The organism is Thiocystis violacea, assembly GCF_016583565.1.
In the GTDB taxonomy this organism is placed as follows: domain Bacteria; phylum Pseudomonadota; class Gammaproteobacteria; order Chromatiales; family Chromatiaceae; genus Thiorhodococcus; species Thiorhodococcus violaceus_A.
In genome coordinates this window covers 105,283-122,217 of sequence record NZ_NRRF01000004.1, presented here as the reverse complement: position 1 = coordinate 122,217, position 16,935 = coordinate 105,283, and the positions used below count along the sequence as shown (strand labels likewise).

At 64.2% G+C, this 16,935-nt stretch carries 15 protein-coding genes; 6 read left to right on the top strand and 9 right to left on the bottom strand.

The features are described 5' to 3' along the window. The first annotated feature begins 215 nt into the window (after window positions 1-215). Complete coding sequence (locus tag CKO23_RS02925; RefSeq protein ID WP_200328249.1) at window positions 216-2,723, top strand: glycogen/starch/alpha-glucan phosphorylase; 2,508 nt, start codon at window positions 216-218, stop codon at window positions 2,721-2,723. 161 nt (window positions 2,724-2,884) lie between these two features. Here CKO23_RS02925 and msrA read toward each other — a convergent pair whose 3' ends face one another. The 5 genes from msrA to CKO23_RS02900 form a co-directional block, all read right to left on the bottom strand. Beyond that, entirely contained in the window at window positions 2,885-3,550 is a 666-nt protein-coding gene (msrA, locus tag CKO23_RS02920) for a peptide-methionine (S)-S-oxide reductase MsrA (RefSeq protein ID WP_242482174.1), read from the bottom strand. A gap of 87 nt (window positions 3,551-3,637) precedes the next feature. After that, complete coding sequence (locus CKO23_RS02915) at window positions 3,638-3,937, bottom strand: pentapeptide MXKDX repeat protein (protein WP_200328248.1); 300 nt, start codon at window positions 3,935-3,937, stop codon at window positions 3,638-3,640. 68 nt (window positions 3,938-4,005) lie between these two features. Next, window positions 4,006-4,773: a molybdopterin-dependent oxidoreductase gene (locus CKO23_RS02910; protein ID WP_200328247.1), complete on the bottom strand. Its 768-nt coding sequence runs from the start codon at window positions 4,771-4,773 to the stop codon at window positions 4,006-4,008. Window positions 4,774-4,783: 10 nt separating this feature from the next. After that, window positions 4,784-5,383 (bottom strand): cytochrome b/b6 domain-containing protein, encoded by a 600-nt coding sequence (locus CKO23_RS02905; RefSeq protein WP_200328246.1) that lies wholly within the window; start codon window positions 5,381-5,383, stop codon window positions 4,784-4,786. Then, a complete protein-coding gene (locus tag CKO23_RS02900; protein WP_200328245.1) occupies window positions 5,380-5,619 on the bottom strand; it encodes a hypothetical protein in 240 nt (79 codons plus the stop codon). Before CKO23_RS02900 ends, CKO23_RS02905 begins: the two co-directional genes overlap by 4 nt. 187 nt (window positions 5,620-5,806) lie before the next feature. Here CKO23_RS02900 and CKO23_RS02895 point away from each other — a divergent pair, with 187 nt between their 5' ends. Continuing rightward, window positions 5,807-6,382: a sigma-70 family RNA polymerase sigma factor gene (locus CKO23_RS02895; protein ID WP_200328244.1), complete on the top strand. Its 576-nt coding sequence runs from the start codon at window positions 5,807-5,809 to the stop codon at window positions 6,380-6,382. Beyond that, window positions 6,379-7,020 (top strand): DUF1109 domain-containing protein, encoded by a 642-nt coding sequence (locus CKO23_RS02890; RefSeq protein ID WP_200328243.1) that lies wholly within the window; start codon window positions 6,379-6,381, stop codon window positions 7,018-7,020. Before CKO23_RS02895 ends, CKO23_RS02890 begins: the two co-directional genes overlap by 4 nt. 295 nt (window positions 7,021-7,315) lie before the next feature. On the opposite strand, the gene CKO23_RS02885 is transcribed toward CKO23_RS02890, so the two are convergent. Further along, the gene (locus tag CKO23_RS02885; RefSeq protein ID WP_200328242.1) at window positions 7,316-7,690 is read right to left on the bottom strand and encodes a helix-turn-helix domain-containing protein; all 375 of its coding nucleotides are present in this window, start codon (window positions 7,688-7,690) and stop codon (window positions 7,316-7,318) included. Between the two features lie 374 nt (window positions 7,691-8,064). On the opposite strand from CKO23_RS02885, the gene CKO23_RS02880 reads away from it, so the two are divergent. After that, a complete protein-coding gene (locus CKO23_RS02880) occupies window positions 8,065-8,475 on the top strand; it encodes a bacteriohemerythrin (RefSeq protein WP_200328241.1) in 411 nt (136 codons plus the stop codon). A 138-nt stretch (window positions 8,476-8,613) separates the two neighbouring features. Here the strand turns inward: CKO23_RS02880 and CKO23_RS02875 are convergent, their stop codons facing one another. Then, window positions 8,614-9,180 (bottom strand): VPLPA-CTERM sorting domain-containing protein, encoded by a 567-nt coding sequence (locus CKO23_RS02875; RefSeq protein ID WP_200328240.1) that lies wholly within the window; start codon window positions 9,178-9,180, stop codon window positions 8,614-8,616. Window positions 9,181-9,834: 654 nt separating this feature from the next. Between CKO23_RS02875 and CKO23_RS02870 the strand changes: the two genes are divergently transcribed. Together CKO23_RS02870 and CKO23_RS02865 are read left to right on the top strand one after the other, a co-directional pair. Continuing rightward, window positions 9,835-12,225 (top strand): tetratricopeptide repeat protein, encoded by a 2,391-nt coding sequence (locus tag CKO23_RS02870; protein WP_200328239.1) that lies wholly within the window; start codon window positions 9,835-9,837, stop codon window positions 12,223-12,225. Between the two features lie 117 nt (window positions 12,226-12,342). Continuing rightward, window positions 12,343-13,623 carry a TIGR03790 family protein gene (locus CKO23_RS02865; protein WP_200328238.1) on the top strand — a complete coding sequence of 427 codons (1,281 nt, stop codon included), beginning with the start codon at window positions 12,343-12,345 and terminating at the stop codon, window positions 13,621-13,623. A 55-nt stretch (window positions 13,624-13,678) separates the two neighbouring features. Here the strand turns inward: CKO23_RS02865 and CKO23_RS02860 are convergent, their stop codons facing one another. Continuing rightward, on the bottom strand, window positions 13,679-14,548 hold the full coding sequence (locus CKO23_RS02860) for an isocitrate lyase/PEP mutase family protein (protein ID WP_346014555.1): 870 nt from the start codon (window positions 14,546-14,548) through the stop codon (window positions 13,679-13,681). Window positions 14,549-15,004: 456 nt separating this feature from the next. Further along, window positions 15,005-16,279 carry a Coenzyme F420 hydrogenase/dehydrogenase, beta subunit C-terminal domain gene (locus CKO23_RS02855; RefSeq protein ID WP_200328237.1) on the bottom strand — a complete coding sequence of 425 codons (1,275 nt, stop codon included), beginning with the start codon at window positions 16,277-16,279 and terminating at the stop codon, window positions 15,005-15,007. Between the last annotated feature and the right edge of the window lie 656 nt (window positions 16,280-16,935).

The following is a 16,935-nucleotide window of genomic DNA, read 5'->3' as shown; positions in this document are numbered from 1 at the left end:
GCCTTAGTCCGGCACGATCGGGATGGCGTCGCGCCTGGTGGTGGAGCGGTTCGGGGGCGCCTGTTCGAGCCTTGACCCGCTCCAATGTCAGGCGAAAATTCAGTCGCGACCGCTCGAAGATACCCGTCGAACTCGCGCCGAAAGGCGTTCCCCGAGCACGGAACCGAGTATGATTCTGTCGTCTATTTTGAAACTACGTAAGGAATTCAAGGCGTATGTCCTCTCTGACCAATCCTATTAAGAATCATCCGAACGACCACGTCTTCGATCTGCCGCCGCTGCCGATGGACGCCGAGGGGTTGGCGCGCGACTTCAAGCGCTACTACGCCCACACCTTCGGGCGCGACCGGGACTGTCAGTCGGCCTACTACCCCTATAAGGCGCTTGCCATCACCTTGCGCGACCGCCTGATGGAGCGCTGGAAACGCACGCGCCAGGCCTATGACGACGCCGGCGGCAAGCGCGCCTACTATCTGTCCCTAGAGTTTCTGATGGGGCGGACCCTGTCCAACGCCATGCTCAATCTCGACATCGACAACGCGGTCGAGACGGGGCTCTACGACCTCGGGCTCCTGCTCGAGGAGATCGCCTCCAGCGAGCCGGATCCGGGTCTGGGCAACGGCGGTCTCGGTCGTCTCGCGGCCTGCTTCCTGGATTCCTGCGCCACGCTGCAGCTGCCGGTTCGCGGCTATGGGTTGCGCTACGAGTACGGCATGTTCCGGCAGCTGATCGAAGGCGGCGAGCAGGTCGAAGAGCCGGACCACTGGCTGCGCGACGGCAACCCCTGGGAGCTGGAACGTCCGGAATTCACCCAGCGCATCCAGTTCGGCGGGCGCACCGAGAGCTACAGGGATCATGCGGGCCGGATGGCGGTTCGCTGGGTGGACACGCACGACGTGCTCGCCGTCCCCTACGATATCCCTGTCCCCGGCTACCGCAATGAGACGGTCAACACCTTGCGCCTCTGGAAGGCGGCGGCGACCGATGAGTTCGATCTCGACGAGTTCAACGCCGGCAGCTACCCGGAGTCCGTCGCCCAGAAGAACGCGGCCGAGCACATCACCATGGTGCTCTACCCCAATGACGCCAGCGAGAACGGCAAGGAACTGCGCCTGCGCCAGCAGTTCTTCCTGGCCAGCGCCAGTATCAAGGACGTGCTGCGCGATTGGATCCGACTCCATGGCCCGGACTTCACGCGCTTCGCTGAGCTGAACTGCTTCCAGCTCAACGACACCCACCCGGCCGTCTCGGTCGCGGAGCTGATGCGCCAGCTGATGGACGAGCACCATCTGGAGTGGGAGGCCGCCTGGAACATCGCGCGCCAGACCATGGCCTACACCAATCACACCCTCTTGCCGGAAGCGCTGGAGCGTTGGCCGGTGCGCCTCTTCCGTCAGCTCCTGCCGCGGATCCTGGAGATCATCTTCGAGATCAACGCGCGTTTCCTCGCCGAGGTTGCGCTGCGCTGGCCGGGCGACACCGACCGTCAGCGTCGCATGTCGCTCATCGAGGAGGGGTACGAACCACAGGTTCGCATGGCCTATCTCGCCATCGTCGGCAGCTACTCCGTCAACGGCGTGGCGGCTCTGCACTCGGAGCTGCTGATCGAGGGGCTCTTCCGCGACTTCCACGAGCTCTGGCCGGAGAAGTTCAACAACAAGACCAACGGGGTCACGCCGCGCCGCTGGTTGTCGATGTGCAACCCGGAACTGCATGGTCTGCTCAACGAGACCATTGGGTCGGGTTGGGTGCGCAATCTGGAGGAACTCGCCAAGCTGGTGCCCTTCGCGGAGGATGCCGCCTTTCGCGAGCGCTGGCATGGCATCAAGCAGGCGAACAAGGCGCGTCTGGCCGAGGTCGTCGCGCAGCTCTGCCGGGTCGAGTTTCCGGTGGATGCCCTCTTCGACGTTCAGGTGAAGCGGATCCACGAATACAAGCGTCAGCTGCTCAACATCCTGCACGTGATCCATCTCTACAACCGCATCAAACGCGGCGACACGGAGAGCTGGACGCCCAGGTGCGTGCTCATCGGCGGCAAGGCGGCGCCCGGCTATGTGATGGCCAAGCAGATCATCCAGCTGATCAACCGGGTCGCCTGTGTCGTCAACAAGGATCCCGCAACCGCCGGTCTTCTACGCGTCGCCTTCGTGCCGGACTATCGCGTCTCGCTCATGGAGGTGATCGCGCCCGGCACCGACCTGTCCGAGCAGATCTCCACGGCCGGCAAGGAGGCGTCGGGGACCGGCAACATGAAGTTCATGATGAATGGCGCGGTGACCATCGGAACCCTGGATGGCGCCAATATCGAGATCCGCGACCAGGTCGGCGCGGATAACTTCTTCCTCTTCGGGCTCACGGCGGCCGGTGTCGAGTCGCGTCGTCACCACTATGACCCCAACGGCATCATCGCCAACGATCCGGAACTGATGGACGTCATGAATCTGCTCGAGTCCGGGCACTTCAACCAATTCGAGGGCGGTCTCTTCGACGCCGTCATCATGTCGATCCGCAACCCCCATGATCCCTGGATGACCGCGGCGGATTTCCACGGCTATATCGAGGCCCAGGAGTGCGCGGCGGCGGCCTATCGGGATCGCGAGCGCTGGTTGCGTATGAGCGTGTTCAACACCGCCCACAGTGGCTATTTCTCGTCCGACCGCACCATCGGTGAGTACAACGAGACCATCTGGCACCTCACGCCGACTCCGCCCGCATCCCTCTAGACCGGGAGCCGGGCGCGCTGGGCTCGCTCAGAGCCCGGAGCGCGTCGGCGTTCTTCCCCGAGTCAACACGGCCGGCGGCGTCCCTGGACTCGGGGCACGCCAGCCGCTCGACACCGCAAGCGCCCGACGGGTGGACGGGGGCACTTGCGGCCCACCGCGTTTCAACGAGACCGATAAAGTTCCGGCAGCCGGCGCTCCAGCTCGGTCAGTTTCGGCTGGTCGTTGATGAGGATGTAGGGCTGGGTCGGATGCCTGGGCAGGTAGTCCTGGTGGTAATCCTCGGCCGTGTAGAAGCCTGCGAGCGGGGTGATCTGAGTGACGATCGGGTCGGGGTAAACGCCCGCCGCATCGATCTGCCGGATGTACGCCTCCGCAATGCGCTTCTGCTCCTCATTGGCGTAGAAGATGGCCGAGCGGTATTGGGTTCCGCGGTCCGGGCCTTGGCGGTTCAGCTCGGTGGGATCGTGCGCGACCTCGAAGAAGACCTTGAGCAACTGGCCGTAGGTCACCTGTGAAGGGTCGTAGGTGATGCGTACGGACTCCGCGTGACCGGTGCGCCCGGAGCTGACCTCCCGGTAGGTCGCGCTATCCGCATCCCCGCCTGCATAGCCGGATATCACGTCGCTCACGCCGCGGACATGCTCGAAGACGGCCTCCACGCCCCAGAAACAGCCACCGCCGAGCACGGCGGTCTCACTGCCTGGTGTCGGTGTCTCGTCGACCTTGGGGTCAGGCAGGGCGTTCGCCCCGGACGCTGAGGTTAGCACCATCAGGGTTGCCGCGGCGGCCAGTGCGGAGAGGGCCATACCCACTCGATTCGGTCTCATCAGATGATTCCTCGATCCTGTTGCATTGCTCGATGGGGCGGCGACGCTGGTGGTGCTCGGGCGAGCCGCCGCTGCCCCGGCTCTCGACTACTTGGTCATGGCGTCCTTCGCCATGTCGCCCTTGCTCATCGCGCCTTTGCTCATTGTGTCCTTGCTCATGGCGTCTTTTGCCATGCTGCCCTTGCTCATGGCGTCCTTCGTCATTGAATCCGTGCGCATCGCATCCTTCGCCATGTCACCCTTCGACATGGCGTCGTGCGACACCTGGTCCTTGGCCATGCCTTCCATCGACATGGCGTCCTTGCCCATGTGGCTGTCGGCGGAGGCGGCGCTGGCGCCGACGAGGAACAGGAGGGAAAGCAGTGCGGTGCTGGTGCCTTTGATCATGATGATCTCCCGAAGGTTGCGTGAGTTGGGTGGCCCGAGGGCCGGTGCGTCAGGGCGCCGAGCTGGGCTCAGCTGCCGCCGAACCAGTTGTACCCCTGGTCTTCCCAGTAGCCGCCGGGGTAGCTGTTGGTGACGAAGATCGCCTGGACGTGCTTGGGGTTCTTGTAGCCGAGCTTGGTCGGGATGCGGATCTTCATCGGGAAGCCATAGCGCGCGGGCAGGGTCTCGCTGTCGTAGGTCAGGGTGAGCTGGGTCTGCGGGTGCAGCGCGGTCGGCATGTCGATACTGGTGTGGTAGCCGTCCGCGCACTTGAAGCCGACATACTGGGCGGTGAGGTCGGCGCCGATGCGCTTGAGGAAGACATGGAAGGGCACGCCGCCCCACTTGCCGATGGCGCTCCAGCCTTCCACACAAATGTGCCGCGTCACCTGATCGGTCTGCGGCAGGGCGCGCAGTTCCGCCAGCGTCCAAGCGTGGCGATCGGCGACCAGGCCGCTGACCTCCAGTCGAAAGCTGTCCGCATCTACCCGCGGTACCCGGTCCAACCCGTAGAAGGCGTTGAAGGGGAATGGCCGGGTCATCATGGATTCCGCATAGGTCGGCGCGAGCCGCTTGGGGTCGAACAGCCAGGCCTGGGCCTTGTCATTGAAGCGCGAGATGCGCTCCAGCGCGGTCTCGACACCCTGCGAGTTCGTCAGGTCGCAGCCGGTGAGCAGGGTCAGGCCGCCCAGCGTGAGTGAGCCGGTCAGGAAGCGGCGGCGCGCCGGGGACGCGATCTGCCCGATGGCCTCCTTGAGAATGATGTCCTGGTCGGGATGGTGAAGGCGCTTGCGCATGGGGATCTCCTTAGCGGCCGCGGATCATGGTCAGGAGGGTGCGTGGCACCAGGGCGACCATCGCCAGGTGCACCACCACGAAGCCGACCAGGCCGGTCATGGCGAAGAAGTGGATGTAGCGGGCGGTGTCGTAGCCACCCAGCAGTTCACGCAGCAGCGGGAACTGGACGGACTTCCAGATCACCAGGCCCGAGAGCACCAGCAGCAGGCTGTCGAGCATGACGAAGAGATAAGCTGCGCGCTGCACGGCGTTGTAGCGGTGCGGATCCGCGTGGGAGAGCCGGCCGCGTAGCGCCGCCTTGATGTCGGCCAGAAAGGCCCGCGGCGAGACCGGAAGGAAGCGGCGCCAGAGCCGTCCGCTGACGACATTGAGCCCCAGATAAATCAGCCCGTTGGCGGCCAGCAGCCACATGGCCGCGAAGTGCCATTGGATGGCGCCCCCCAGCCAGCCGCCCAAGGTGATGTCATTGGCGAAGCGGAAGTCGAACAGCGGCGAGGCGTTATAGATGCGCCAGCCGCTCATCACCAGGATCACCACGGCCAGGGCGTTGAGCCAATGCGTCAGGCGCAGCCAGAGCGGATGGACGAGCGCACGCGCCGGGTCTGTCATGAGTCAGCCTCTTGGGTCGCCAGGCAATGGTCCGCGCCGAGCGCCTGTAGGACGCGGCCCGTGCGCGGGTCTTGCACGAAGGCGCTCACCTCCAGTCGGTCCAGAGCCCAGCCCGGCGAGCGTTCGATGCTCCGCTCTAGGTCGAGGCGGCCATCGCGGAGCGCAAGCGGTCCGCGCCAGCCCAGGTCGTCCCAGTAGCCGACGTGCAAGGCGATGAGGGGGTGGGCGTCATGCATGGGGTGTCACCTCGGGTTCCTGGCTTGGCTGTGGCGAGCAGGGTTTCGTCGCTCTGTTCTCGCCGTCTCTGCAAGCCAGTTCGCGCCGAGGTGGTGATCGGTTACAGCCGCGGGCAGAATTTCTTTTCGGCCGGTTCTGACTCTCGATGTTCAACCAAGGCTGTAACTAAAGGCGGCGATGGAACGAATGAATGACGAAGGCCGGGCAGACCGCCTCGAGACCGAGCTGCGGGAATCCTTCCTGCGCGGGCGCGAGGGCGACGCAGCGGCCTATCACTGGCTCTTGAAGGTGCTCGCCACGCATCTGCGCGGCTACTTCAGGAGGCGTCTGAGCGGGCTGCCGGACGAGGTGGAGGATTTGGTGCAGGAGGCCCTGCTCGCCATCCACAATCAGCGTCACACCTATGACGCCGGCCAGCCGCTCACGGCCTGGGTGCACGCCATCGCCAAGTACAAACTGATCGATCGGCTGCGCCGGCGCGCCACCAGGGAGCGGCTCACGGATTCGCTCGACCTGGTCTCGGAGCACGCGGCCGAGCTCTTTTCGACGGCCGACGCTGAAGCCGCCGAGGCCAGCCGTGACCTGCACAAGCTGCTGGATCAGCTGCCCGAGCGCCAGCGGCTCCCCATCGTCCGCACCAAACTGGAGGGCTTGTCCGTTGCCGAGGCCGCACAGGTCACCGGGATGTCCGAGTCGGCCATCAAGGTGGGGGTGCACCGTGGGCTCAAGGCCCTGGCCGCGCTGATACGAGGTGAGACATGAAGACCGAGGATCTGATCACACTGCTCGCGACCGGCGTCGAGCCCGTCGAGCGACATGCCGTCGCACGCCGCTATGCCGTGGCCTTGGGGTTTGGCGTGATCGGCGCGGCGGCGCTCATGGTCAAGCTGCTCGGCGTGCGTCCCGACCTCGCGGAAGCGGCGCGCCTGCCGATGTTCTGGGTCAAGCTCGTCTTCGTCGCCAGTCTCGCCTGGGCCAGTCTGGCCGTGACCGCGCGACTTGCCCGGCCCGGCGTGCGTCTTGCCTGGGTGCCTGCCGCGCTGCTGGCCCCCGTGCTGGCAATCTGGGGGCTCGGTGGTCTGGCCTTGGCCGATGCCGATCCGCTCGAACGGTCGGGCCTCATCTACGGTGCAACCTGGGCGTCTTGCCCCTGGCTGATCGCCATGCTTTCCGCCCCCATTCTCATCGCCGCCTTCTGGGCGATGCGCGGGCTTGCGCCGACCCGGCCGGGGCTGGCCGGGAGCGCGTCGGGTCTCCTCGCGGGAAGCGTCGGCGCGCTCGTCTACTGCCTGCATTGCCCCGAGCTTGGGGCGCCTTTTCTGGGTACCTGGTATTTGATCGGAATGCTGATTCCGGCGGGGCTGGGGGGGCTGCTGGGGGCTCGCTTGCTCCGCTGGTAGCCGGTGAAGTCCGGACATGGCAAAACCCCAGGCCGCGAATTCGGGCGGCCCGCAGGTCGCTGTACAGCGATCATCCTGGGGTCGTGGCCGGGGCAAAGCGTCCAGAGAGGACGCGCGCAAGGGGGGGCGAGCACTCGTCAGGGTCGGCTCAGGTGGATCAGACGCCGGCCATCACCTGTTAGGCGGGCGTCTGCGCGCTGAGGGCTTGCAGCTCAACGGTGTCCTAGACGTGTTCACTCGTCAACGGCTACTGAACGAGAGTTCCCCGGCAGCGAGCAGGTGCATGGGGGAATCTCTATCCGATGGCCTGGCGGACTTCGCGCTGCGTCTTGTTGTCGATCATTGCGACCATCTCCAGCACTTGGCGTTGACTCTGTGGGTCCAGTGCTCGGAAGTCTCTGACGAGCTGCATTTCTTCGTCGCTCAAGGGGTGCTCTTCATCCAGCAGCAACAGCCATGCGGGCGACACGGTCTCAAAAGCTGCGGCAAGATGTTCCGCGGCCTCCAGCCCCATGCGACGGATCCCTTGCTCGTAGTTGCTGATCCTGGACTTGGAGAGTAGGCCGTTGGTGCGAGCGGAGAGCGCGCTCAACGACCAGCCGTGTCTTTGTCGCTCGGCCCGAAGGCGAGCGCCTATCTGCTGGGAACGTTCGGCGAATTCAGGTTCCACAGTTGAGTGACTCCGAAAGGTGGCTGGATATTGCAATCCTGATCACTTTACTCTAGCAAACGGAGCGGGGGATGTAAGGTGCGTTTCGCGTTCTGCGCCTCGCTTGGTGGTCAGGGTGCCTCATCCTTGCCGCTGCGCGGTCATCGGCGCAGGCGCTCCCGTATCCCTCCCTGGGTGTCGGCAGGATGCCTGCTGCCTGTCTTGTGACCGTTCGGCTGAGCATGCGTCCGGTTCGCTTCTGGCTGAAGCGCATGGCGTAGCGAAGCCGGTTGATGCGGTATGCTGTGCGGTGACTCAAAGCTGGCCAGCGCAACCCATGGCGGATGCCTGGTGCGTCCCCGACCGGCTTGTTCTCTTCGCTGACAAGGTGCCAAATGCTAAAAGACTGGTCTGACGTCTATTCGATCCGGATCGATGAAATCGATGAGCAACATCAAGGGTTCTTCGGTGCGTCCCATCAACTCTACGAGGGGATCCTCGGGCGAGACGGCAAGAACGCTGTCGTGGACGCTATCGTCTTCATGAGGGAGTACGCCGAGAAGCACTTTCGGACGGAAGAGGCCTTCATGCGAAAGCACCAATATCCCGGGCTCAAGGAGCACCTGCTTCAGCATGCCGCCTTCTTCAGGCGTCTGGACGAGTTGGAGAACGATCTGATGATTTTCGGTCCGAGCCAGGACCTTGCGGATCGTGCGCTCGACATCACGCAGGATTGGTTGATCGATCACATCGCCGACGAAGATATGCTCTACGCCTTGCACGTGAAGGCGAGGGCGGAGGGCTAGCGTTGAACGTGCGGTGGTTGGGGAGGGCGCTCGGCTGGAGGCCGCTTGTCCGAGCCTAGCGTTGAGGCAGTATGGGTTGGGCTTCTGTTCCGTTGAGCCGGCAGCCGTTAGAAACGCGACGCCGGCTCAGGTGGTCTCTTAGCTCGCCTGGGTTTCGGAGAGGCGTGACTTACGCCCTCTGCGCGCCACGGATGCGATGCCGATGAGTGCCGAGCCGAAGAGCCAGCCGGCGGCGGGGATCGGGACGGCGGTGTTAGATGTCGTGAAGAAACCGATCTCGCCGTTGAATGTGTTGAATGTGAGCTTGAAGAGGCTCGGGGTCGGGTCGAAACTTACTGCCGTCAATAACCCGGTGCCGATGAACGTCGAGAGGCCTGCTGGGTTGATCGACGAGCTGATCACATCCTGCAGTTCGAACGCGAAACTGGGGTTCGTGGTCGACGACCACACATTGACAGGCCCGGTGAAGGGATCAATGGTTAGCGACGGGATGAAGTTGATGTTGGTGTTGTTGACACTCGACAAATCTCCGCCAGAGTTGACGAGCGTTCCGCTCCCGAATGTGATCGTCGTGACGCCGCCGGTCGTGGCAAGCGATCCCCCGCCTGCCACGCCGAGGAAGCCGTCGATCATAGCCGCGTTGGCCCCGATCGTCGCCGTAAACAGCACGGCGGCGCCGAGAATTCTTGGTAGTAGTTTGCTCATTTCAAGCACTCCTGATTTTAAATTGAAGACTCATAACACACGAATTGCGAGAACACTTTAGCGGTGTCGTCTGCCGCCTGAAAGCTACTGCAAGCACGAAAGATACCAAGTTCTCCAGTCGGTCATTCTAGCGCGGTATTTCTGAAATGCGGCCTAAATTGTTGCGTATTTCGCGTGTAACGCTAGTGAGACGCCCGTGCGGCGGCCCCGACCGCTCTTTTTGTCATTAAGCGTTTGTTTTTACGTTTTTTGTCGTTTTTCATGCGCGCGATCGACTCCTTGAATTGTGTTCGCATGTAACAAATGAGTGCGGTCCATCAGGTTTACTGCCCTCGGTTCCCGTTCGTGAGCCGCTGCCTTGCGGGTTTGGTCGCTGCGTATTCGCCTGCTGCCGCCTACTCGGGAGGTACGTCGCGTGGCGCTGTCTCGACCTAGCGATCTCCGGCGTGTGGTCGATTCCCGTTCCAACGGTTACGTGTAAGATGCGGCGTGGCCGGTTCGGCGAGCGGATGGCCGGTTCTCTCGGTGGCTGCGGGTCGGTCGGCGTCAGGCAGCGGAGACGCGGTCCCCATGCGCTAGAGGTTGGACCTAAGAGGTTGCACCTGAATTCTGCCGACGGCTGCCAACTTTCCATGATCAAGCCCAGGAGGCACTGTGACTCGGTTGAAATCGCTCGTAGCGACCTTGATGCTGCTGGCCGTCATGATAACGCTGGTCGCTTGTGGGGCGGAAGACCGCAAGCAGGCCTACTTCGATCGCGGCATGGCACTGTTGGGGCAAGGTGACCCGGTCAGGGCGCGCCTCGAGTTCAAGAACGTGTTGCAGATCGATCCGCAGTTCGCGCCGGCCTGGTATCAGGTCGCTGAGATCGAAGCCGCCAAACAGAATTGGTCGGCGGCCTTTGGTGCCTACAACCGGGCGGTCGAGCTGGATCCGCAGTACGTGGAGGCCCGGCTCAAGCGCGGCCAGCTCCTGTTCGACGCGGGTCAGCCCGAGGACGCCCTGAAGGATGCGGAGGCGATCTTGGCATCGGATCCGCGTAACCCGAATGCCCTAGCGCTGCGCGGCGCCGTGCGCGCCAAGCAAGGGAAGCTCGACGAGGCTGCGAGCGATGCCAAGGCGGCGCTGGATGTCGATCCGACCCACCGTCACGGGCTTCTGCTCCTGGCCGAGATCCGACGCTCTCAGGGTGCGCCCGAGGAGGCTGTCGCCTTGCTGGAGCAGGCCGTTCAGGCGCATCCGGAGGATGCTCAGCTGCGGCTGACGCTGGCGGGTATCTACCAAGAACGCGGGAATTCGGACAAGACGCGTGAGCAGCTGGTGAAGCTCACGGAAATCGAACCGGCGCAGCTGTTGCACGTCGCGCGCCTCGTCGTCTTTCTGAAGCAGCAGGGCGACACGGCGGCGGCGGAAGAGGCGCTGCGCCAGGCGGTCGACCGTAACCCCGACCAACCGCAGGCCAAGCTGCTCTTGGTCGAGTGGACGGTTCAGGAGCAAGGTCTGGATGCGGGGGTGAAGCGTCTCGAGGCGCTCATCGACGCAAATCCGCTCGACTATCCCCTGCAGTTCGCCCTGGCCGAGATGCTCGGCAAGGCGAATCGACTCGATGAGGCGACCGCCACCTATCGGGGCATCATCGAGCGCGATGGTATTGGCACCGAAGGTCTGAAGGCGCGAAACCTTCTGGCCACGCTCCTCTTCGCTCAACAGCGCAACGATGATGCCTTGGCATTGATCGGGGAAGTGCTGGACGCGGATTCCCGTAATTCCGATGCCTTGATGTTGCGCGCCGCAATCGCGCTGACGCGCGACGACGCCGACAAGGCGATTCCGGATCTGCGCGACGCGCTCCAGAACGAGCCCAATTCGACACGGGCCCTGCGGCTTCTGGCGCGCGCCCATCAGATGCGCGGCGAGACGCCACTCGCTCAGGATGCGCTCGATAAGGCGATCGAGGCCGCGCCCGCGCAGTCGTCGGCTTACCTGGATCTTGCGCAACTCAAGGCGGACAGCGGCGACATGCAAGGGGCGGCTCGGGTCTTGGAAAGCTTCCTCGAGCGTGCACCGGACGATGCGAATGTGCAGAGTGCGCTGGCGAAGATCCAGCTCAGCCAGCAAGACTGGTCGGCGATGGAGAAGACGGCTCAGCGGATTCTCGAAGGTCGCCCGGATCACCCCCTGGGCTACTATCTGAAGGGGTTGTTGCTCCAGCGTAATGGCAAGTACGAGGAGAGCGTCAAGCAGTTCCAGCTGGCGCTCGAGAAGCGCGCGGATGCGATCGAGCCCCTGTTGGCGATGGCGAGAAGCTACCTGGCCTTGAAGCAGGCCGATAAAGCCGAGCAAGGCGTCAAGCAGTACCTCCAACAGCAGCCGGCCAATGGGGACGCGCTGAATCTGCTCGGAGAGATCTACGTCGCTTCCGGTCGAGACGCGGAGGCGCTCGCCCAGTTTCAGCAGGTGGTCAGTCTCTATCCGAAATCACCAGGCGCCTACGTTCGCCTCGCTGAGCTCTATGCCCAGTCTGGCGACCAGGAGAAGGCGCTTTCCACGCTGCGCTCCGGGATCGCCGCCACCGACGGAAACGCCTTCCTGCAGTTCCGGCTCGGCGTTGCCCTTCAGGAGGCGGGCGATGACGACGCCGCCATCGGGAATTATGAAGAGGTTCTCGCCCGCAACCCCGAGGCGCAAGCCGTCGCTAACAACCTGGCGATGCTCTTGGTGAATCGTCGCCAGGACGACCCGGTCGGCCTGGCGCGGGCGTTGGAGCTGACCCGAAGTTTCGCGGAATCGGACCAGTGGGTCCTGCTCGATACCCTGGGTTGGGTGCAATTCAGGAATGGCGATCTCAAGGGGGCTGCGGCGACCTTGGAGAAGGCGGCCGGGCTTGTGACTCCGACGCCGCCCGAAATGCAGTACCACTTGGGCGTGGTCTATGCGCGTCTCGGCCGGGTCGAGGAGGCGAAGGCTCAGCTGTCCGCGGCGCTCGCTGCGAAGACCCCCTTCCCTGGAGTCGAAGAAGCCCGCCGCGTCTTGGAGACCCTGTAGTTGCGGGAGTGCGGCGCGCATGCACAGTCGTCTGGCCGTTCCGTGCATGTCTCGGTGTTACGCAGATCTGACCGGCGCCGCTGCGGCTCGATGCCGTCTGGAGCGCTCGCCTTTGACATGATCGGGCGCCGCGGCGGATGCGGGCGCGCGGCGGCGCTGCTCGCCGCCTTCCTTGCCTGCGTGCCCTGCCCTGGGCTCTGTCAAGCGGGCGATCTCGAGCCATCGCCACCTGTGGTGTCCTTGCCGAAGCAAGCCTTCGGGCCTGAGGACATCGCCGTCATTGTCAATGACTCCGATCCGCAAAGCCTGCGGGTCGCGAGCTACTATGGTGCGAAACGCGCCATTCCCGCCAGCCATCTCATTCATGTCGCATTCGCGCCCGGCAAGTCCAAGATGGATCCGGTCGAGTTTCAGACGCTTTACGAGAGGGTTCGTCGACAGACTCCGGCCGATGTCCAGGCCTATGTGCTGACCTGGCCCGCGCCTTATCGGGTTGGGTGCCTGTCCATCACCATGGCCTTCGCCGTGGGCTATGACGAATCCTATTGCGCCAAGGGGTGCCGTTTGACACGCCCGAGCCCCTACTTCGCCTCGGACTCCGATCGGCCTGATACCGACTACGGTCTCAGGCCGACCATGGCGCTCGCCGGGCGCGACTTCGATGAGGTGCGTCGCTTGATCGATCGGGGCGTGCAATCGGACGAGCGTCGCCCGACGGGGACGGCCTACCTGGTCGAGACACCGGATACGGCACGCAATGTCCGTGCTGGCGGCTACCCGATGGTGACGAAGGCGTTTGGATCCGTGATCAAGGTGGAAACCATCAAGGCGGAGTCTTTGACGGGGCGCCCGGATGTCCTCTTCTACTTCACGGGCGCTGTCGATGTGCCGGGTATTCGAACCAATGCGTTCGTGCCCGGGGCCGTTGCGGACCACCTGACCTCGACTGGGGGGCAGCTGACCGACAGTCGCCAGATGAGCAGTTTGCGCTGGCTTGAGGCGGGCGCAACCGGGAGCTACGGGACGGTCGTCGAGCCCTGCAACTTCATCTCGAAGTTTCCCGATCCAGTCACGCTCATCGGGGCCTATGTCACGGGATCGACCTTGATCGAGGCCTATTGGAAGAGTGTTCTCATGCCTGGCCAGGGCATCTTCATCGGCGAGCCGCTGGCACGGCCTTACGGTGGCTATGCCATGATCAAGGATGAAAAGGGCTGGATGCTCTCGACGCATGCCTTGAGGCTAGGGGGCTACCAGCTGGAGCAGGCCGAGAGTCCGATCGGCCCGTTTCGCGTGGTGGGCACCTTGGTCAAGGCGTCCGCGGATGCGACCGAGTTTCGCTTGCCTCTCCCTGTCGCGCGCTACTACCGCTTGATCGAAGCCGCGGTTCAGCAGTAACGGCGCTCAGGAAGTCACCACGGCTTCCGTGCGGGACGCAATCCTGCGTGGGGCGTCACTCCGGCTCGGAGGTCATCAGAAAGTCATCGTAGGCGTCGAATCCGACGATCTGACGCAGTTCGCCGAAGGTGACTCGCTGATTGCAGGTGCGCCCGGCGGCGAGGTCGTCGAGGGCCGCTTGCATCGCATGCACCGCGGAGCTGAGCAAGGTGAGGGGATAGGCGGCGACGCGATAGCCGATCTCGGCGAGCTGGGCCGGCGGCAAGACGGGCGTGATGCCCTCCTCCAGCATGTTCGCCATGCGGATGCCGTCCACGGTTCGGCAAAACCGCTCCATCTCGGCTAGGTCGCGCGGGGCTTCGAGGAAGAGAATATCGGCGCCGAGGTCGGCGAAGGCCTGCATGCGCCAGATGGCCTCATCGAGCCCGACGGCGCTGCGCGCATCTGTGCGGGCGACGATCACCAGATCCGCCCCGCGATCTCGCGCAGTCACCGCGGCTTGGATCCGCCGCCGTGCCTCCTGTCGATCGACCACCTCCTTGACGCCCGTGTGGCCGCAGCGCTTGGGGGCGAGCTGGTCCTCGATCATGATGCCCGCGAAGCCCGCGGCGGCATACTGCTCGACGGTGCGCCGGACGTTGGCGGGGTTGCCATGTCCGGTGTCCCCATCGCCGATCACCGGGATATCGACCGCCTGGCAGATGTTGCGGCCTTGGTCGAGCATCTCGGTCACCGAGATCAGGCCGGTGTCCGGCAGGGCGAGCCTTGCGGCGGAGACGGCGAAGCCGCTCATGAAGGTGAGGGGGAACCCCGCGCGCTCGATGAGGCGCGCGGAGAGGGCATCGAAGCAGCAGGGCATGATGCGCAGCTCCGTGCTGCTCAGCAGCCTGCGAAGTCGCGCGGGTGGCGTTTCAGGCGTTTCCACGACAGTCAGCTCCTTCGGCGGTGAGCGTCAGCCCGCGGAGACGCTGTTCCCACTCTGTGACGCGGGTCACCGGACGCGTGTCCCCGGCGTTCTACACTGAAATCATGCGAAGCTCGCGAACCGTGTCCGTCAGCGCACATTCTCGGAGACGCCTATGAACCGGTCGAAAGCGTTACTCATCATTCTCATCATCATGGCCCTGCCGGCGATCGCCTTGGCGTAGCCAGCTGGCCGCAATCCCGTCGGCACTCCTCCTCTGCCGCCTACCCGCACGGCGATCTGTCTGGTCGAGGGCACCTTCTCCTGGCCTGAGCCCGTACACGCCGAGCGTGTCGGTGGTGTTTCCTGCAGCGGGCATTGCCTGGCCATCTTGGGAACACCGGTCAATCCGCGGCGTTTGGATCCCAGCGCGGGTGTGCGCATCCGCTCCGAGCGCCGCGCGCGCCAGGATCGCGATCACTGCTCCTCTGTCACGGTCCCAAGCGGTCGATCGAACAACTGCTCATAGTGGTCGGCGTAAGGCTTGAGCGTCTCGTAGACGTGATAGGGCACTACGCGCGACTCGAAACGGGCGAATTTGCTGCGCACATAGTTGAGGTTACGTAGGAGCTTCATCTCGATGATGGCGCGAGCGAATTCCAAGCCCTTGGTGCCCTTCTTGCGCTGGAGATGAGCGACCAGTTTGCGGATCAGGAAGGGCGGGCGCTTAGCGCCAGGCGGCAAGGTCAGGCGCTCCATGTAGCGCGGCATGCCGCGGGAGCGATCGCCGCTTTCCGTGAGTTGCGTGAACTCCAGGTCTGGCCGCAAGGTCTCCAACAGCTCCTCGCCCGTCTGCGTGCGCACCAGCAACCATTGCCAGCCCAGCTCCGCGCCCATGTAGCCGACGCTCAGGTCGCTGAGGGTGTTGGGGTAGTCGAAACAGGAGAGACAGGCGGACGGGAAGATGCCGTGCAGCTTGTCCATGGGGAAGTCGACATAGTTGACCCGCTCCACCTGCCCGCCCTCGTGACGGAGCCAGAGGCTGAAGTCTTGCATGAACTCGTGATGCACGACGGTCTTTGGCGAGCGTGAGATCTGGGTCAGGAAGTACTCCAGATCCGGATAGGTCACGTTGTCGCTGCAGGGGATGCCGATGACGTAGAGCTTTTCGAGCCCTAGCTCGGCCTCGACGGCGCGCAGTTGATGGACCTGGCAGCTGGTGCCCACGAAGGCGAGGCGCTTGATGCCTTGATCGCGGACGGCGTCGATGAGGTTGAGGTTGGGCGACAGACAAGGCTTGTTGCCGGCTGTCGCGAGAACCTCCGCGGGGGTGCGCGCGAGGATGGGCTCGGCCTTGAAGCGGGTGCCGGGCGCCGCGCCCGTGGTGATGACGGCGTCGACCTTCCCTTGCTCGAGCAGGCGCGCCCCCAGCGAGGTGACGATGCCGGACCATTGGGCCTTGGGATTGGGGCGGCGCATGCGCGCGGCGTATTGCGCGCGGAAGATGCCGAAGCGCAGCTCGTCGTCCGGGCGTCGATTGCGGCCGTGAAGACGTTGCTCGATCTCTTGCGTCTGATTGCGCACGAAGACGCAGGACTTCGACATCAGCGGGCTCAAGGCGCTGTCGCAGAGGCCGCAATCGCTGCAGAGAAGCGGGCGGCCCTGGAGACGGTCGTCGCTGCTCAGCAAGGAGATGGTATCCAGACCCTTGGACGGACCTGTGGTGGAGTATTCGATCTCCAGCTCGCTCATGCGGGCACGCCCCCAGCTGGAATCGCACGCCGTCCGGTGGCGTTCATGACGGCCGAAAAGGTAGGCATGATGGGCTCTCCTCAGTGGATCTGTTGCTTATCGTTGTGCGCGGCGATGGTATTCGAAACCAGGCTGGACGTCGCTGTCCTTGGCGCGGACTGGGTTCCTCAACGCGGCGCTCGCGAGCCAAGAGCCGGGCGCGCCTGTCCGTCGTCGGGGTGTCGCCGCTTGCATGCCGGCTGGGATTCTTGTCGCGTGGGCGGCGACTCTAGCATGTCCCTCGCATCGGCCGAAGACCAAGGCTGACGCGGGGCGGCGGATCTCAGAGGTCACTCGTGCCTCTCCCTCGCTCTCGCCATGGCGGCTTCGACGCCAGGCAAAGGCCGGTGCCCCGCATGTCTCGGGGGCGCCTTCCTCGGGCGATCGTCGAGCCCGAACGATGGCCGCGCGCCCGGATTTCGTCTCCATTTGACACAATAGGCTTGACCTCGCTCGCTGATGGGCGCTACGGTCGCGGGCTTGATTTGAGGTGCCCCTGGCGCAGTCCGCCTTCATGGCTGTGCTAAACCCGAATTCCCGGCGTCCACGCGCCTCTGCGCGAGTTGAGCAGGACGCTACCGAGCTCACAGGCCCAGAGTGCCTCTCAGAACCAACAG